Genomic DNA, 14,729 nt, shown 5'->3' with positions numbered 1-14,729 from the left:
GGACAAGCCCTTCTCTTATCGCCTACGCGATTGTCATGACAGCAGCTTGCGATAGGCTTCCGCCGATTCGTCGTCGAAGACGCAGAAAACGATCCGATTGGGCCGTGCCTGCCCGACCTCTTCCTGCACGCTCGAAACGGCAATCTCAGCCGCCCTGTCGGCCGGGAACCCGTAAACCCCGGTGGAAATCGCCGGAAAAGCGATGGATTGCAGCCCTTTCTCGGCAGCCAGGCGCAGGCTGTTTCGATAGCAGTTTTCCAGGGCTGCCTCTTCCCCGTTGTCGCCGCCCTGCCAGACAGGACCGACGGTATGGATCACGTGCCACGCCGGCAGGGCGAAGCCGGGCGTGATCCGGGCCTCTCCTGTCGGACAGCCGCCCAGTGCGCGGCAGGCTTCCGCAAGTTCCGGACCGGCAGCCTTGTGTATGGCCCCGCAGACACCACCGCCTGGGCGCAACTCGTTGTTGGCCGCGTTGACAATGGCATCGACCTTAAGCTTCGTGATGTCGCCTTGATGGAGTTCAAGCTTGTTCCGCGTCATGTGCGAAGTCTAACAGCCTGCTGTTGCTGTTTAAACGCCGTGCAGGCCGGCCACTCCTACTCCGCCGGCGCCGGCCGCAACTGACCGGTGGGGTAGAGGCGGCTGATCCAGATGAGCAGCAGCAAACCGGGTATAGCCATCAACGAAGTGGACATAAAGAACAGGACCCAGCCCATCTGGTCCACCAGCCAGCCACTGCCGGTGGACATCAGTGTGCGTCCGAAGGCCATCAGCGAGGTCAGAAGCGCATACTGAGTGCCCGTAAAGGCCACGTTGCAGAGGCTGGACAGGTAGGCCACGAAGGCCGCCGATCCCAGGCCGCCCGTGAAGTTGTCGACGCCGACCACGACAGCCAGAAGCCAGAGATCGGGCCCGTGGACGGCCAGCCAGGCGAAGAAGATATTGGTGACCGCCTGCAGAATGCCGCCAATGAAAAGCGCCTTCAGCACCCCGATCTTCGCCACCAGCATGCCTCCCACGAAGATGCCGAACAGCGTGGCGAAGACGCCGAAGAACTTGGTCACGCTGCCGATCTCCACACCACTGAAACCCACCTCGTTGAAGAAGGGGTTGGTCATGGTGGCGGCGATGGCATCGCCGTACTTATAGAGCAGGACGAACAGCAGGATCGCAAACCAGCCGCGTCGCGTCAGAAATTCCGCGAAGGGGTCGACCACGGCACGCTTGAGCCAGGCCAGCGCTCGTTCGATCCGATTGTCCTCGGCCTTGCCCACGGGTTCCGTCGCCGCCTTCGGAACCTCCGGTTCCGGGCCGATCAGCACGCCGATCATGCCGATCAAGACCAGGGACCCCATGGCGGCATAGACCCAGAACCAGGAGATGAAGTCGCTCAGTGCCAGGGCACCGGCGCCGGCCACGATCATGCCCAGGCGATAGCCGGTCTGGGTGACGGCGGCGCCCGCCCCCTGTTCGTTCTCTTCCAATACCTCGATGCGATAGGCGTCGATCACGATGTCCTGGCTGGCGGAGAGAAACGCCACCAGCAGGGCATAGGCCGCCATGACAAAGGGTGCGTTCTCCGGATCACTGGTTCCCAGCAGCAGGATGCTGCCCGCCAACAGGACCTGGATGGACAGGGCCCATCCCCGTCGCCGGCCGAAAAGCCGGCTCATGACCGGCAATTTCACGTGGTCGATCAGCGGCGCCCAGAGGAACTTGAGGGCGAAGGGGGTGGAGACCGCTGCAAAAAGACCGATGGTGGTACGGTCGATCCCGGCCGTCGAAAGCCAGTAGGACAGAGTGGAAAAACCGAGCAGAAGGGGCAATCCGCTGGAGAAGCCCATCAACAGGATCGCCAGCATGCGGCGGTCGTTGTAGACCGCCGCAGCGGCGGTCCATCTGCTCAGAAGGGTCATACGGCCTCGCGTTGACGGCTCTGGCGCTTTCGGGCGTGGTGATCCAGCAGGCGCTTGCGCAGGCGGATCGATTTTGGCGTCGCCTCAACGAGTTCATCGTCCTCGATATAGGACAGCGCCTGTTCCAGGGACAGCTCGCGCGGCGGCGTCAGGCGCACGGCCTCGTCCTTGCCGCTGGCCCGGAAATTGGTCAGCTGCTTGCTCTTCATCGGGTTCACTTCCAGGTCGACGTCACGATTGTGCTCGCCAATGATCATGCCTTCATAGACCGCCGTACCCGGCGTGATGAACATGATCCCGCGGTCCTCGAGGTTCCACAGCGCATAGGACGCCGCCTGGCCCGAGGAATCGGCAATGATCACACCATTGCGGCGCCCCTGGATCGGCCCCTTGTAGTGCGCATAGCCATGGAAGACCCGGTGCATGATGCCGGTGCCGCGGGTGTCGGTCAGGAACTCGCCGTGATAGCCGATCAGGCCGCGGGCCGGTGCCAGGAACCTCAGGCGCACCTTGTCGCCGCCCGAAGGCTTCATCTCCTGCAGCTCCGCCTTGCGCTGGCTCATCTTGTCGACAACGGGCCCGCTGTAGGCCTCGTCGACGTCGACCTGCACCTCCTCGATGGGCTCCAGCCGCTGCCCGTCGCTCTGCTGCACCAGCACCCGCGGGCGGCTGATGGACAGCTCATAGCCCTCGCGGCGCATGGTCTCGATCAGGACGCCCAGCTGCAGCTCGCCGCGACCCGCCACCTGATAGGCATCCTTGTCTTCGGTTTCGGTGATCTGAAGGGCCACGTTGCCCTCCGCTTCACGCAGCAGGCGATCGCGGATCATGCGGCTGGTGACCTTGTCGCCCTCGCGCCCCGCCAGCGGCGAATCGTTGACCGAGAAGGTCATGGCCAGGGTCGGCGGATCGATGGGCAGCGAAGGCAAGGGTTCGTCCACCGAGATCTCGCAGATGGTGTCGGCGACGGTGGGCTTCTCGAGCCCGGCCACGGCCACGATATCCCCGGCCTGGGCTTCTTCCACGGGCACGCGCTGCAGGCCTCGGAAAGCCAGCAGCTTGGTCAGGCGCGCTTCCTGAAGACGTTCCCCTGTGCGGGACAGCGCCTTGACCGTCATGTTCATGCGAGCCCGGCCCGAATAGATACGACCGGTCAGCATGCGGCCCAGATAGGGATCCATCTCCAGTGTGGTCGCCAGCATGCGGAAGGGGCCTTCCTGCTGCGCCACCGGCGCCGGGACATGTTTGACAATGGTCTCGAACAGCGGCTGCATGTTCTCACGCGGCGCGTCGGGATCGGTCATGGCCCAGCCGTTGAGCGCCGAGGCGAAGATCGTGGGAAAGTCCAACTGCTCCTCGTCGGCCTCCAGGGCGGCGAAGAGGTCGAACACCTCGTCCTGCACCTCATAGGGACGTGCATCGGGCTTGTCCGCCTTGTTGATCACCACGATGGGCTTCAGTCCGCGCTTGAGCGCCTTCATGGTGACGAACTTGGTCTGGGGCATGGGCCCCTCGGAGGCATCGACCAGCAGCAGCACGCCGTCCACCATGGACAGGATGCGCTCCACCTCGCCGCCGAAGTCGGCGTGGCCGGGGGTGTCGACGATGTTGAAGCGCTTGTCCTGCCATTCGACGGAGGTGCACTTGGCCAGAATGGTGATGCCGCGTTCGCGCTCGAGATCGTTGGAATCAAGAGCCCGTTCGGCCACCTGCTGGTTGGCGCGCACAGCGCCGGATTGTTTCAGCAGTTCGTCCACCAGGGTGGTCTTGCCATGATCGACGTGGGCGATGATGGCGATGTTGCGCAGGTGTTCTATAGGGGTCACAGGGTTTGTCCACTGTCGGAAATAAGCAATGGTCTACAGCTGCAGCTCCCGGGCGGCAAGCAGCTCGCTCAGGCTCTGCTGGGGCCGGGGACCGACGTGAGAGATGGCCTCGCCCGCGGCCAGGGCCCCGATGTGTCCGCAGGACGACGGGGGATGGCCCCGGGTATGGCCGTAAAGGAAGCCCGCCGCATAGAGATCGCCGGCACCGGTGGTGTCGACAACCTCACCCAGGGTTTCTGCCGCAACCTCGACGCTCTCCTCTCCCTGAAGGATCAGGGATCCGGCCGCGCTGCGGGTAATGACAACCGTATCGCAATGATGGCGCAGCTTCGCTGTGGCCTTGTCCAGCTTCTCACAGAGATACAGGCTCTTTGCTTCCTGTTCGTTCGCGAACAGCAGGTCGACGTGATGCTCTATCAGGTTCAGGAAACTCTCCCTGTGACGCTCCACGCAGAACGGATCGGACAGAGAAAGCGCCACTTGCGTTTCATTGGCCTTTGCCGTGGCCACGGCATCCAGGAAGGCCTGCTTCGCGGATTCAGCGTCCCAGAGATAGCCTTCCAGGTAAAGGACACGGGCCTCCGCGATCAGCTCGTGATTGACGTCCTCCGGTCCCAGGGTCACCGAAATGCCGAGGTGCGTGGCCATGGTGCGCTGGGCATCCGGCGTGACGAAGACGAGACAGCGGCCCGTGGCCGCACCGTCATCGCCAGGCAGCGTGGTGAAGGCGATCCCCGTGGAACGGATGTCATGCCGGAAGATTTCGCCCAGCTGGTCGTTGCGCACTTTGCCGATGAATCCGCCGCGGCCGCCCAGAGAGGCCAGGCCAGCCAGGGTGTTGGCAGCCGACCCTCCGGACATCTCCGTGGTCGGGCCGGTGGCGGCATAGAGCTGACGCGCGCGTTCCGCATCCACCAGGGTCATGCCGCCCTTCGACAGATCGTGCTCTTCCAGAAAGGCGTCGCTGGACGTGGAAATGACATCGACGATGGCATTGCCGATGCCCACCACGTCGAAGGCTTTGTCCGTCATTCGAGGGATCCGTGCCGACTGTCGTTGATAAGCGGCGCCAACCTACACCTGTCCCTCTCAGGCGTCCAGCATGCACAAGACGGCCTCCGGCAGCCCCACAGGACCGCCGGAGGCACGATCCAGCCGCTTCGCTGCAACCTTACTGCACTGAGAGGGTCGCAATCTCCACCTTGGCCGCCGCCCCATACAGAACGCTAGGCTGCTGATCCACGCTTTCGGGAGGAACCAGGGACGGCCAGAGCGGCTCGACCGCGGAAATCTGCGCCTCGATCCGCCCGATTGCTTCGCCGGCCTGCGTGCGCTCTTCTTCGGACAGCTGGTCCAGCATGTCCTCGGCCACACGCACAAAGCCGAGGGCATCCTGGTATTCATGGGCGTTGGAGACGCGTCCGTCGTCTTCCACCGCAATATCGTATTCCTCGGCTGCGGTGGCAAACAGGCGATGAATCACGGCCAGACGCGTGTCCAGACCGACCTGGCCGACCGCGCCTTCGGCTTCCGACATGGCTGTCAGGAGAGATTCGTAGCGGCTTTCCACCTCCTCGACCGACTGCTCCTGCTCGACTGCCTCGGCAAGCGCCTGCAATTCCTTCGCAAAGCCTTCGGCATCCCTGGCCTCGAGCGCTGGTACGAAACCGGCGTAGAGCTCGTCCTCGGGATGTTTCATGTGGGTGACGGACGCCTGCTGATGCCCCTGGCGATAGAGATCAACCCCGACCTTCAGATGCCCTCGCATAAGGGCCAGCGTGGACAGATAGGCGGCATCGTCGCTGACAGCCGAAGCGCCTTCGCCACCTTCGCCACCTTCGCCACCTTCGCCGCCTTCACCGCCTTCACCGCCTTCACCGCCTTCACCGCCTTCACCGCCTTCACCGCCTTCACCGCCTTCACCGCCTTCGGCAAGCTGGACGGAAGACAGGGAGCTTCTGGCTTTCAAGTCCTCACCATTCAAAAATTCCCCGTTCTCGGACGCAGCGGATGCAGATGCCGACAGGCCGGTGCCCAGCGCAGCCGCCATACCCAGAGCCGTAAATGCCTTGAGTTGATCTTTCATGGCAGGAATCCTTTCTCTGTCTTTCGGAATACCGGAGGACGTGCTAAAGCAAGATCATAATTGATTATGATAATCAATATCAATATTAACGTCGCACTCCGCTCGCTGGGCAGGCTTTCCCATGCTCCACATCATCGATAACATCCTCTCCGCCGTCGAATGTCAGGCCTTGCGGGAGGCCATGGACGATCCCGGCCTGTTCGAGGATGGCCGTAACAGCGCCGGCTGGCATGCCCGTCAGGTGAAGAAGAACCAGCAGCTCAAGAGCGGAACACAGCGCGATGGCGTGATCCGCAAGGTGGAGCAGGCGCTCTCGCGGCATGAGGTGTTCCGCGCCGCAGCCTGGCCCAAGCGCTTCGTGAAACTGCTTGCAAGCCGCTACGAGCCGGGCATGGAATATGGACTTCATGTGGACGATGCGCTGATGGGCGGTCAGCGCACGGATCTTTCCTTCACCTTGTTTCTCAGCGATCCCGCGGACTACAGCGGCGGCGAACTGATGATCATGGAAAGCAGCCTGGAACGTGCCGTGAAGCTGCCACCGGGCCAACTCGTGCTCTATCCCTCCGACAGCCTGCACCGCGTGGCGCCGGTGGATGCGGGACTGCGTCTGGCCGTGGTGGGCTGGGTGCGCAGCTACATTCGCCGGGCGGACCAGCGCGCCATCCTCTTCGACCTGGAAAGCGCGCTCAAGGAGGTCTACCAGAGCGAGGGCAAGAGCAGCCTGTTCGACCGCCTGGCACGCACCCGTAGCAACCTGCTGCGCCAATGGAGCGAGGATTGAGGCCAGACCCCACCACAGCCTGCTGAGATTCTCGCTTGCCTGCAGCGAAAGGGCATTCTAAGCCTGCGCTCATGCTCTCCGATTTCATGAAAGCGCTCGGCATCCTGACCGACCCGGAATCCCGCCGGGTGATGCGCCTGTCCTTCGGCCTGACGCTTCTGACCTTCATCGTTCTATGGATCAGCGCCACCTTCGGTCTCAGCGCCTTTGGCGAATACCTCTACCACTGGGCCGATGCCCAGGGCTGGGGGGAATTCTGGCTGGGCATCATTCGCTTTCTCTATGCCACGGCCGCTTTCAGCGGCATACTGATTGTCAGCTTCCTGCTGTTCCCGGCCGTGGTCGGGCTGGTACTCTCCTTCTACCTTGACCCCATCTGCGATGCCGTGGAACGCAAGCACTATCCCGAGCTGCCGCCGGCACGCGAGCAGCCGCTCATGGAAATGGCCGGCGATGCCCTGCGCATGACCCTGATCATCATTCTGGTGAATCTGGCAGCCCTGCCGCTCTACCTGATTCTGCTGTTCTTCCCGCCGTTCAATGCTCTGGTCTTCTACAGCGTGAACGGGTACCTTCTGGGGCGGGAGTTTTTCGAAATCGCGGCCGTGCGCCGACTGTCCTCCAGCGAGGCTGGTCGGCTGCGGCGCAGGCAGCAGGGGCGAATTTTTCTGACGGGGGTCGTCATAGCCATATTATTGACTCTTCCCGTCATCAATATCGTCATGCCAATCGTGGCGATCGCCTTCATGCTGCACGTTTTCGAAAGGATGCGGCGGCAGGGGGGATATCCACCCGATACCCGCAATGACGCGCGGGAATCGGCCTTTCATCCAGAAGGAGACAGGATCTAGCGATGTTCGGAAAGCGAAAGAATGAGGCAGACACCGGCACAAAGCCGGGATCTGCGGATCCCCGCACCCAGCAGGGGGGCGCAAAGGGGCGCACCTCCAGTCGGCCGGATGCTTCAGCCGTGCTTGACCGGCAGCCGGTCCCGCCCGTCCGCAGACCCGCGGAGTACAGTGGCGGCGCCGATCGTCGCGGAAGTGAACAGGCTGCAGGCAAAGAAGGGACCATGAGTGAAATGAAAAGCCAAGAGGAAGGTGAGGGCAAGAAGCTGATCGTCGGTCGGGGTATAAAGCTCTCTGGCGAGATCAACGCGTGCGAGAAACTGGTGGTCGAAGGCGAGGTCGAGGCCGACCTCAGCGGTGCCCAGGTTCTGGAAATCTCGGAACACGGCCTCTTCCGCGGACGGGCCATGGTGGACTATGCCGAGATCAGCGGCACCTTCGAGGGCGAGCTGACCGTGCGGGACCGGCTGCTTCTCCATTCCAGCGGCCAGATCGACGGTGAGCTGCACTATGCCGAGATCGAGGTCGAGCGCGGCGGTCGTATCCGCGGCAAGGTCTCGGAAGGCGAGGAAAAGGCGAAGAGCGCCGCCTCAAGCACGACGAAATCCGGCAACGGTGAAGCCACAGGCACCGCCAAGCCTGCTGCCGCCGCCGAAAGCGGCGATGAGGCCCAGGGCGAAAAGGCCAGCGTGGCCGGTTAAGTCGAGAGGTTCAGCGGCTCAGTTGTGTCGTCCGTCGTGATCTTGCGTGCCCTTGGTTTCTGCCTGCTGCTGCTCATGCTCGGCGGTTGTGCTGGCGGCCCGCAGGAGACGGGACAAGCGGGGCCCTCCGGGGTCCCCGCTTCCACGGCACACAAGCAGCCGGAGAGCTTGATCGGTCTGGATCGTGCCGGTCTGACCTCGACCTTGGGCGAGCCACGCATGCTGCGTCGTGAGGCCCCGGCGGAGATCTGGCAGTATCGCAGCCGAAGCTGCGTGCTCGACGTCTTCCTCTATGAGACCCCCGGTGGTATCGAGACCGTGACCCATCTGGAGGCGCGCAACAACTTGGCCGAAGCCGTGGCCATGGATCGCTGCATGGGCAGCGTGCTCAGGAGAACCTGAAGCTGCCCCTCAGCCGGCCGTGGTCTTTGCCGTGTAGCTGCAATAGGGCTCGACCACGCAGCGTTCGCACTCTGGCCGGCGCGCCTTGCAGACATAGCGTCCGTGCAGGATCAGCCAGTGGTGGGCGTGCTGCTTGCGGTCCTCGGGCACCACCTTCTCCAGCGTCTTCTCGACCTCCAGCGGCGTCTTGCCGGGGGCCAGGCCGGTGCGGTTGCTCACGCGAAAGATATGGGTGTCCACCGCGATCGTCGGCTCGCCGAAGGCGATGTTCAGGACCACGTTGGCCGTCTTGCGGCCAACGCCCGGCAGCTTCTCCAGCGCCGCGCGATCCCGCGGCACCTGGCCGTCGTGCTGCTCCACCAGCTGGCGCGACAGGGCCATGACATTCTTGGCCTTGGTGTTGAACAGACCGATGGTCTTGATGTACGTACGCAGCCGCTCCTCCCCCAGGTCCAGCATCTTCTGCGGTGTATCGGCCACGGCGAAGAGCGCCCGGGTGGCCTTGTTGACTCCTGTGTCCGTGGCCTGGGCCGAGAGGACCACGGCGACCAGCAGGGTATAGGGATTCACAAACTCCAGTTCGCCCTTGGGCGCCGGGTTCGTCTCGGCAAGTCGGTCGAAGAAAGCGGCGATATCGGCCTTGCGCATGGATGGTCTTCCCGTCTTGAAATCTCTCTCCCGCACCCCCTTAGAGCAGGATTTCCGCCAATATTCAAACCACAAGCAAGGGAGAGGGCGGTAGCAACCATCCCCTCTCGCCGCGAAGGGGCTTGCAGGCCCGGCGGTCTTCCGTTAGGCCCGGTTCAGGCAAGTCAGGCAGAAGTTCCCATGAGCAGAGAAGCGCCCGAACCCGAGAAGCAGAACACGGCCCTGTCCGAGGACGGTCTCGATCCTCTGGCAGAGACGATCCTTGAACTGCTGCGGGATGCAGAGCCCGGCAAGACCATTACCCCCACCGATGCCGCCCGGACCTATGCAGCCACCCGGCCGGAAGCGAAGAAGAGCCGAGAGCTCTGGCGCCGTTATCTGCCGGCCGCGCGCCAGCAGGCCCTTTTCCTGGCGCGGCGCGGGGATATCACGATCTATCGCCGGGGCGTTCCCCAGGACCCCCACGCGCCGGTGAAAGGGCTCATCAGGCTGGGGCTGGCGAGCCCGCAGAGCTGACCCGGACGTCCACCTCCATGTCCAGGAAATCCTCGGCCGCCCCGCTGTAGGAGCCTTGCAGGGGAACGGCCTGTCCGGGGTCGCGCGCGACACCCACCCGTATCAGGTTGGCACCTCCGATCAGCCCGTTGGTGGGATCGAATTCCACCCACCCCGCACCGGGCAGGTAGACCTGGACCCAGGCATGGGTGCTGCCGGCCCCGCGGACCGTCGAGGCGCCCGCTTCGTCGAGGGCCGGATCGTAGAGATAGCCTGTGACGAACCGTGCGGCCAGTCCCAGGGCCCGCACCGCCTCCATCATGAACAGCGCGAAGTCCCGACAGGTGCCCGTACCGCTGTCCAGCGTGGCGATCGGACTCTGGGTTCCCACGGCATAGCGCCGCTCGTAATGGAACTGCTGTCCGACGGCAGCCGTGATGCGGCTAAGCAGCTCTCGGGTGGCGACCTGTCCCTGGCCGTCCAGGAAGGCCTTCACCCAGCCGTCCAGCCGGCGCTCCGGATCGGGATAGTGGCGTTCCGTGGTGCGCCCCAGGTCCGGAATCTCCTCACTGGGATAGGAGAAGGGGTAGGTTTCCGCATAGGGCTCCAGCGGGAAGTCCGGATCGGACAGGCCGTAATGCTCGATCTCGATGTTGCTTTCGAAGCGCAGCTCCTCCGCGGCCTCCTGGAAGCTGGCCACGGCGATGGAATTCGAGAAGACGTCGTGAAACCAGTGAACCCGCGCCGGCGGCGAGATCGCCAGGCCGGTGTTGATGAGTCGCAGGTCGTGACTGTCCCGCGGCCGGAACATCAGGCGATGCTCGCCGAAAAGGACGGGTCTGGAATAACGATAGACCGTCGTATGCGAGACGGTAAGACGCGTCATGGCAAGTCCTGCCTGTCAAGGTGCTGCTCTTCTATGGCAAGCCGGAAGAAGGCCTAAAATACAACCCCATATGCAAGCAAGCACAAGCTGCTCTGCTGTGGTTTCACCGGTTGACTGGCACGAGGCCCCCTTACAGGACGACTTGGAGAATGGGTGTTATCTATCGCGCAACAGATGCACGATCTCCGAGAACTGGTCCGCGGGATAGCCCGCATTATTGCGCATGATGAGAAGATGGTCATGGAGGGCGGCAAGCACGACATCATCTCCTTGCGTCATTTCACCCTCGTACTGCGCTTCCTTGTCCATGGCTATCTCGAAAACAGCCTCTTCATTGTCGAGCGAAACCATGGCTACGTCCGAGCCTATGGATGGCTCTTCAACGAGGGTTACCTGTAGGGGTCGTCCGGTATCGACAAGCCGCATGAGAGCCTGGGAAAGATAGGCATCCTCGGGCAGGCGATGAAAAACCGCCTGAAAATCCTCCTCTTCGTTGCGATAAACCACCCTATCCTCGTCCAGGAATTCGTAAGTGAATGCAAACTCCCCTTCTTCTTCGGGATAGGTGATCACGATGCGATCGCCAGACACCTCATAACGTCCTCCAGAAAATCCGTTCGCCTGATCAACGTTGACATCAAGGCCGCGTAGGGTGCCATCAGCGCCAAGTGATTCGATCAAATAGATTTCGCTCAGATCGAATTCTTCTGAGCCTGCCGAATCGTACCAATAGCCTTGAAAACGTTCATCGGCCAGAACGGGCATGGCCGAAAGCACGAGACAGGAGGCAAGTGCGAATTTGATAAAGATTTTCATGTCCATCCCTCAGTCTGCAGCTTTCTGCGCCGATGCAATGCTCTCTTGCATGATCGTGATCATCTTCTCGAAGGCTTCGTCTGGATAGGCCGTGCCCATTCTGAACGCGGCAAGATGCGCAGAGACCGTGGACACCACTGGCTCACCATTCCGCTTGATCTGCCCGCCGAAGGCCTGACGTTTGTCGCTGAACAGGATGAATCGCGCGAATGGATCTTCGGTGGTCATCAGAACGGCTCGTTCACCGAAGTCGCTGTCGACCTCGAGTTCCGCTTCATTAAGCTGGCCGCTTTCGGCCAGCCCCAGAAGAGCCAGAGTTAGATGTGCATCACTCGGGAGCCGCCTGTAGTAGGACTTGGCATCTTCAGGGTTTTCATAGTCCCCGGCTTCATCCGTATAGAGCAGGGTATCACTATCGATGAATTCGTAAGTGTAAGGATAGCGTTGGGGCTCCTCATCCGATCCACGGGGATAGATGAATGTGATTTCATCACCCTCAACGCCGTACTTTGCAGTGGTGTCACTGCTCAGTTCTTTGCCGTCGGAGGTCAGGTTTATGAGCGTACCATCAGGATGGAGGGCCCCGATTTGAGCGTCGTCGATTCTGAAGCCAGGCGCCCCCTCTTCAAGATACCAATAACCCAGAAGCCGTTCATCGGCCTGTGCCGCCGCAACTGGCAAAGTCAGACATACAAGAAGACTCCCCAACAAACCCCTCATTAAGCCCTACCCCTTTTTTGTTCAGTTTCAACTGACAGGCTACAGGCAGCTAGTGGAAAGTCTAGTCCGCAGGGCAAAGGAGGGGACACAACTCGGCCTGCCGGCACTGAAGTCTGGTCATCAAGCCAAGAGATGGCCTAGCGGGTCGATATCCTGCCGACCAGCCGCTCGAAACGCGGCAGAAAGCTTTCCGGACCAAGGGCCAGCGCGACGACATCACGAGAGATCGGGACCAGCCAGTCATGCGCCCTGTGCGTGACAGCGCCATCACTCCGCGATCCCGCGAAACCGAGCAGGAGGATCGACTCCCTCGCCGCATCTAGGTAGACCTGTGCTGCTTGTGGTGCTCCCAGAATACGCCGCCCATCGCCGTCCAGGACCTGGATCGAACGCACTTCACCGCTTTCAGCAAGCCTGACGGCGGTTGCCCACAAACCGTTTTTCCCGGAGAGCGCATGGAATTCAATTGAACGATCGCTACCCGACGAGAGGATCAAGGTGTCCTCCCCCTCGAACCCGATCCGATGGTGGCTGCGATCCCTATCTGGAAAAGTGAACGTCAAATCCTTGCCGGCAACCTCGAAGCGGTCCCCGGTGATGACTTCCATGCGGTTGCTTGGATCAATGAAGATCTCGACCAGGTTTCCGCCTGGTCTCATCACCATGATGTATTCGGCGTTCTCGACAACAGGTCGCGCGCCCTCCGCAACGCGGAACCACGCACCCTGTATGCCCTCGTTGGCACTGGCCGCCTGTGCGAAGAGGCAGAGTGCAATCGCCAGTGAGCCGCGTTTCCAGTTGATCACTTGCTCTCCGACACAAGCGGGTGGGACGCCTCGGAAAGCAGGCGCGTCACCTTCTCCGGTGCTGCACCCGGAGTGAGCCAGAAGGCCATGACGTTCGGTCCGAGGGGCCACCCCCAAGGCGCATCGTCAATCCTGATGGCCCCTTCCAGTCGAGCGCCCGGCATATGAACCAGCAGAAGCCGGCCACCATTGTCTTTCAGATCGACGGCGATTCTCTCGGCATCTCCGAAAAAGTCATCCATGACAGCGGGTTGGTATCGCGCCACCTCGCCGGTCAAGACCAGACGCAGAAGAGCAGCATGCAGGTACGCATCCTCTGGCATCCGCCTGAGGAAGAACTCACCCTTCATGTTCACGAAGTGGATCAGATCATCGTTGAGCAGTTCATAGTAGTATTCGCTGTCATACAGAACCTCGGGTGAGGTGAAGACCGCTATGTTCCCCTGGATCTCGACATCCATGGTTGCGATAGCGTCCGCATCAGCCGACAGGGTCCTTGGAAGTATGGCTAGGCGTCCATCAGGATGAAGGGCATTGAGGGTCTCCGTCCGGGCAAAGTCGGGAAACCCATCGCGACCGGAGAGGAACCAGTAGCCATGGATCCGATCATCGGCGAGTGAGAAGCTTGGCGTAAAGACAGCCAGCGAAAGAAGCACCAGCAGGGTCCGGACCATCATTACTCCTTGAGATAGGCTTAATTTCTGGCCACGAGGAGTGCGTCCATGAGGCCGTCAACCCGATACCAGAGCGTATATTTTTCACCGTTGTCTTTGCGGAATATCAGGGAAATGCGCGGGTCCTGCATCTGGGAAAGATTAAAGGCAAACTTGCTATAGGAAATCGTGACATCCAGGGCGATGATCTGATCATCGCGATCACATGGCATGGCACGGCCCGACTTGCCGCCGGCAATGTGCGAGAAGGACTCGTGGCAGGTCGCGCAAACGATAAAACTATCTGTCCTGGTACAAGCCTGTTCCTGTGACAGGGTCGCAAGTTGGATTGTATCCTCACTTGCCTGATCTTCGAGTCTGAGTTCTTCAAAGCGTGCAAGATAGAACTTGTGATCCTCAACTGCCGCTTTATGAACTATGGTACTGAATTCTAGGCGGACCTTCCCGATGGACTGCCCGTACAAGCACAAGGCACGCTGTTTTCTGCCATCCTCCGATCGCTTGACGTATCCCAGTTCAGCACATTTCTTCATGGCATCCGCCAGCGCCGGCGGAAAGGGCGGAAAGAGCGGACCTTCCGGATTGGTCTCGTATTCTCCAACAACCGCATCACCCCAGTCCGCAATCCGCTTCAGGACCCTGTCGCCACCATCCCGAATATCCAGCCACTTGGACGGCAGACTGTAACTGACCATGGATCTGAGGTTGGCCGTCATCATATCGAAGCGCGAATGGTTGGGCGTAATGTAGATGGCCGATCCCCGATCACGCCCGCTTGCCCTTGCCTCAAGCGCGCGCCATCGACGCTCCTTGATTCGTGCGTCATCAACCTCCTCCTGGGCCAGAAGATCGGCCATGCCATCGACCGCATCCTTGTAATCGTCCGCCCGCACATCGGCAGTCTGCCCGAGGAGGAAGATCGCGATCAAAAGCGCAACAAGATGTGGATGCCGACGCGACACTGTTTTCACATGCCGAATGATGACATGCGCCGAACTCTGTCTCATGTGGTTGATGCCCCCTGATTATGTGCCCCTGACACTAATGCCTTTTTACCCTTATCCCACAGAGTGATAGCAATCGCGACATATAAACTAATGGGAAGCACTGCCAGGAACATA

The 14,729-nt window shown here is 61.3% G+C and carries 17 protein-coding genes; 5 read left to right on the top strand and 12 right to left on the bottom strand.

Annotated features, from left to right (window positions below; all coding sequences use genetic code 11):
- Window positions 1-33 precede the first annotated feature (33 nt).
- From ACFOW6_RS12725 to ACFOW6_RS12705, 5 genes are all read right to left on the bottom strand, one after another.
- Window positions 34-540 (bottom strand): O-acetyl-ADP-ribose deacetylase, encoded by a 507-nt coding sequence (locus ACFOW6_RS12725; protein WP_382422757.1) that lies wholly within the window; start codon window positions 538-540, stop codon window positions 34-36.
- A 56-nt stretch (window positions 541-596) separates the two neighbouring features.
- Window positions 597-1,916: an AmpG family muropeptide MFS transporter gene (locus ACFOW6_RS12720; RefSeq protein WP_382422756.1), complete on the bottom strand. Its 1,320-nt coding sequence runs from the start codon at window positions 1,914-1,916 to the stop codon at window positions 597-599.
- Window positions 1,913-3,733, bottom strand: a complete 1,821-nt coding sequence (typA, locus tag ACFOW6_RS12715; RefSeq protein WP_449267366.1) for a translational GTPase TypA — start codon at window positions 3,731-3,733, stop codon at window positions 1,913-1,915. Before typA ends, ACFOW6_RS12720 begins: the two co-directional genes overlap by 4 nt.
- Window positions 3,734-3,775: 42 nt before the next feature.
- Entirely contained in the window at window positions 3,776-4,774 is a 999-nt protein-coding gene (locus ACFOW6_RS12710; protein WP_382422754.1) for an adenosine kinase, read from the bottom strand.
- A gap of 139 nt (window positions 4,775-4,913) precedes the next feature.
- Entirely contained in the window at window positions 4,914-5,828 is a 915-nt protein-coding gene (locus ACFOW6_RS12705) for a hypothetical protein (protein ID WP_382422753.1), read from the bottom strand.
- Window positions 5,829-5,949: 121 nt separating this feature from the next.
- Here ACFOW6_RS12705 and ACFOW6_RS12700 point away from each other — a divergent pair, with 121 nt between their 5' ends.
- From ACFOW6_RS12700 to ACFOW6_RS12685, 4 genes are all read left to right on the top strand, one after another.
- The gene (locus ACFOW6_RS12700; protein ID WP_382422752.1) at window positions 5,950-6,612 is read left to right on the top strand and encodes a Fe2+-dependent dioxygenase; all 663 of its coding nucleotides are present in this window, start codon (window positions 5,950-5,952) and stop codon (window positions 6,610-6,612) included.
- A 71-nt stretch (window positions 6,613-6,683) separates the two neighbouring features.
- Window positions 6,684-7,463 (top strand): EI24 domain-containing protein, encoded by a 780-nt coding sequence (locus ACFOW6_RS12695; protein WP_382422751.1) that lies wholly within the window; start codon window positions 6,684-6,686, stop codon window positions 7,461-7,463.
- 221 nt (window positions 7,464-7,684) lie between these two features.
- On the top strand, window positions 7,685-8,161 hold the full coding sequence (locus ACFOW6_RS12690; RefSeq protein ID WP_382422750.1) for a bactofilin family protein: 477 nt from the start codon (window positions 7,685-7,687) through the stop codon (window positions 8,159-8,161).
- Between the two features lie 24 nt (window positions 8,162-8,185).
- Window positions 8,186-8,563: a hypothetical protein gene (locus tag ACFOW6_RS12685; RefSeq protein ID WP_382422749.1), complete on the top strand. Its 378-nt coding sequence runs from the start codon at window positions 8,186-8,188 to the stop codon at window positions 8,561-8,563.
- Window positions 8,564-8,572: 9 nt separating this feature from the next.
- Here ACFOW6_RS12685 and nth read toward each other — a convergent pair whose 3' ends face one another.
- Window positions 8,573-9,211 carry an endonuclease III gene (gene nth, locus ACFOW6_RS12680; protein ID WP_382422748.1) on the bottom strand — a complete coding sequence of 213 codons (639 nt, stop codon included), beginning with the start codon at window positions 9,209-9,211 and terminating at the stop codon, window positions 8,573-8,575.
- A 180-nt stretch (window positions 9,212-9,391) separates the two neighbouring features.
- On the opposite strand from nth, the gene ACFOW6_RS12675 reads away from it, so the two are divergent.
- Window positions 9,392-9,727 (top strand): DUF3253 domain-containing protein, encoded by a 336-nt coding sequence (locus tag ACFOW6_RS12675; protein WP_382422747.1) that lies wholly within the window; start codon window positions 9,392-9,394, stop codon window positions 9,725-9,727.
- On the opposite strand, the gene ACFOW6_RS12670 is transcribed toward ACFOW6_RS12675, so the two are convergent.
- The 6 genes from ACFOW6_RS12670 to ACFOW6_RS12645 all read right to left on the bottom strand — a co-directional run bounded on the left by ACFOW6_RS12670 (window position 9,696) and on the right by ACFOW6_RS12645 (window position 14,615).
- Window positions 9,696-10,592, bottom strand: a complete 897-nt coding sequence (locus tag ACFOW6_RS12670; RefSeq protein ID WP_382422746.1) for a transglutaminase family protein — start codon at window positions 10,590-10,592, stop codon at window positions 9,696-9,698. The genes ACFOW6_RS12675 and ACFOW6_RS12670 overlap by 32 nt on opposite strands.
- Before the next feature lie 156 nt (window positions 10,593-10,748).
- Complete coding sequence (locus ACFOW6_RS12665) at window positions 10,749-11,408, bottom strand: hypothetical protein (protein WP_382422745.1); 660 nt, start codon at window positions 11,406-11,408, stop codon at window positions 10,749-10,751.
- Between the two features lie 9 nt (window positions 11,409-11,417).
- Window positions 11,418-12,116: a hypothetical protein gene (locus ACFOW6_RS12660; RefSeq protein WP_382422744.1), complete on the bottom strand. Its 699-nt coding sequence runs from the start codon at window positions 12,114-12,116 to the stop codon at window positions 11,418-11,420.
- 149 nt (window positions 12,117-12,265) lie between these two features.
- On the bottom strand, window positions 12,266-12,934 hold the full coding sequence (locus tag ACFOW6_RS12655) for a hypothetical protein (protein WP_382422743.1): 669 nt from the start codon (window positions 12,932-12,934) through the stop codon (window positions 12,266-12,268).
- The gene (locus ACFOW6_RS12650; RefSeq protein WP_382422742.1) at window positions 12,931-13,608 is read right to left on the bottom strand and encodes a hypothetical protein; all 678 of its coding nucleotides are present in this window, start codon (window positions 13,606-13,608) and stop codon (window positions 12,931-12,933) included. Before ACFOW6_RS12650 ends, ACFOW6_RS12655 begins: the two co-directional genes overlap by 4 nt.
- A gap of 20 nt (window positions 13,609-13,628) precedes the next feature.
- Window positions 13,629-14,615, bottom strand: a complete 987-nt coding sequence (locus ACFOW6_RS12645) for a hypothetical protein (protein WP_382422740.1) — start codon at window positions 14,613-14,615, stop codon at window positions 13,629-13,631.
- Window positions 14,616-14,729: the final 114 nt, after the last annotated feature.

Origin of the sequence: Fodinicurvata halophila (assembly GCF_042651425.1) — a bacterium.
GTDB classification, from domain to species: Bacteria; Pseudomonadota; Alphaproteobacteria; order Kiloniellales; family DSM-21159; genus Fodinicurvata; species Fodinicurvata halophila.
This window is presented reverse-complemented; position numbering and strand designations above follow the sequence as displayed.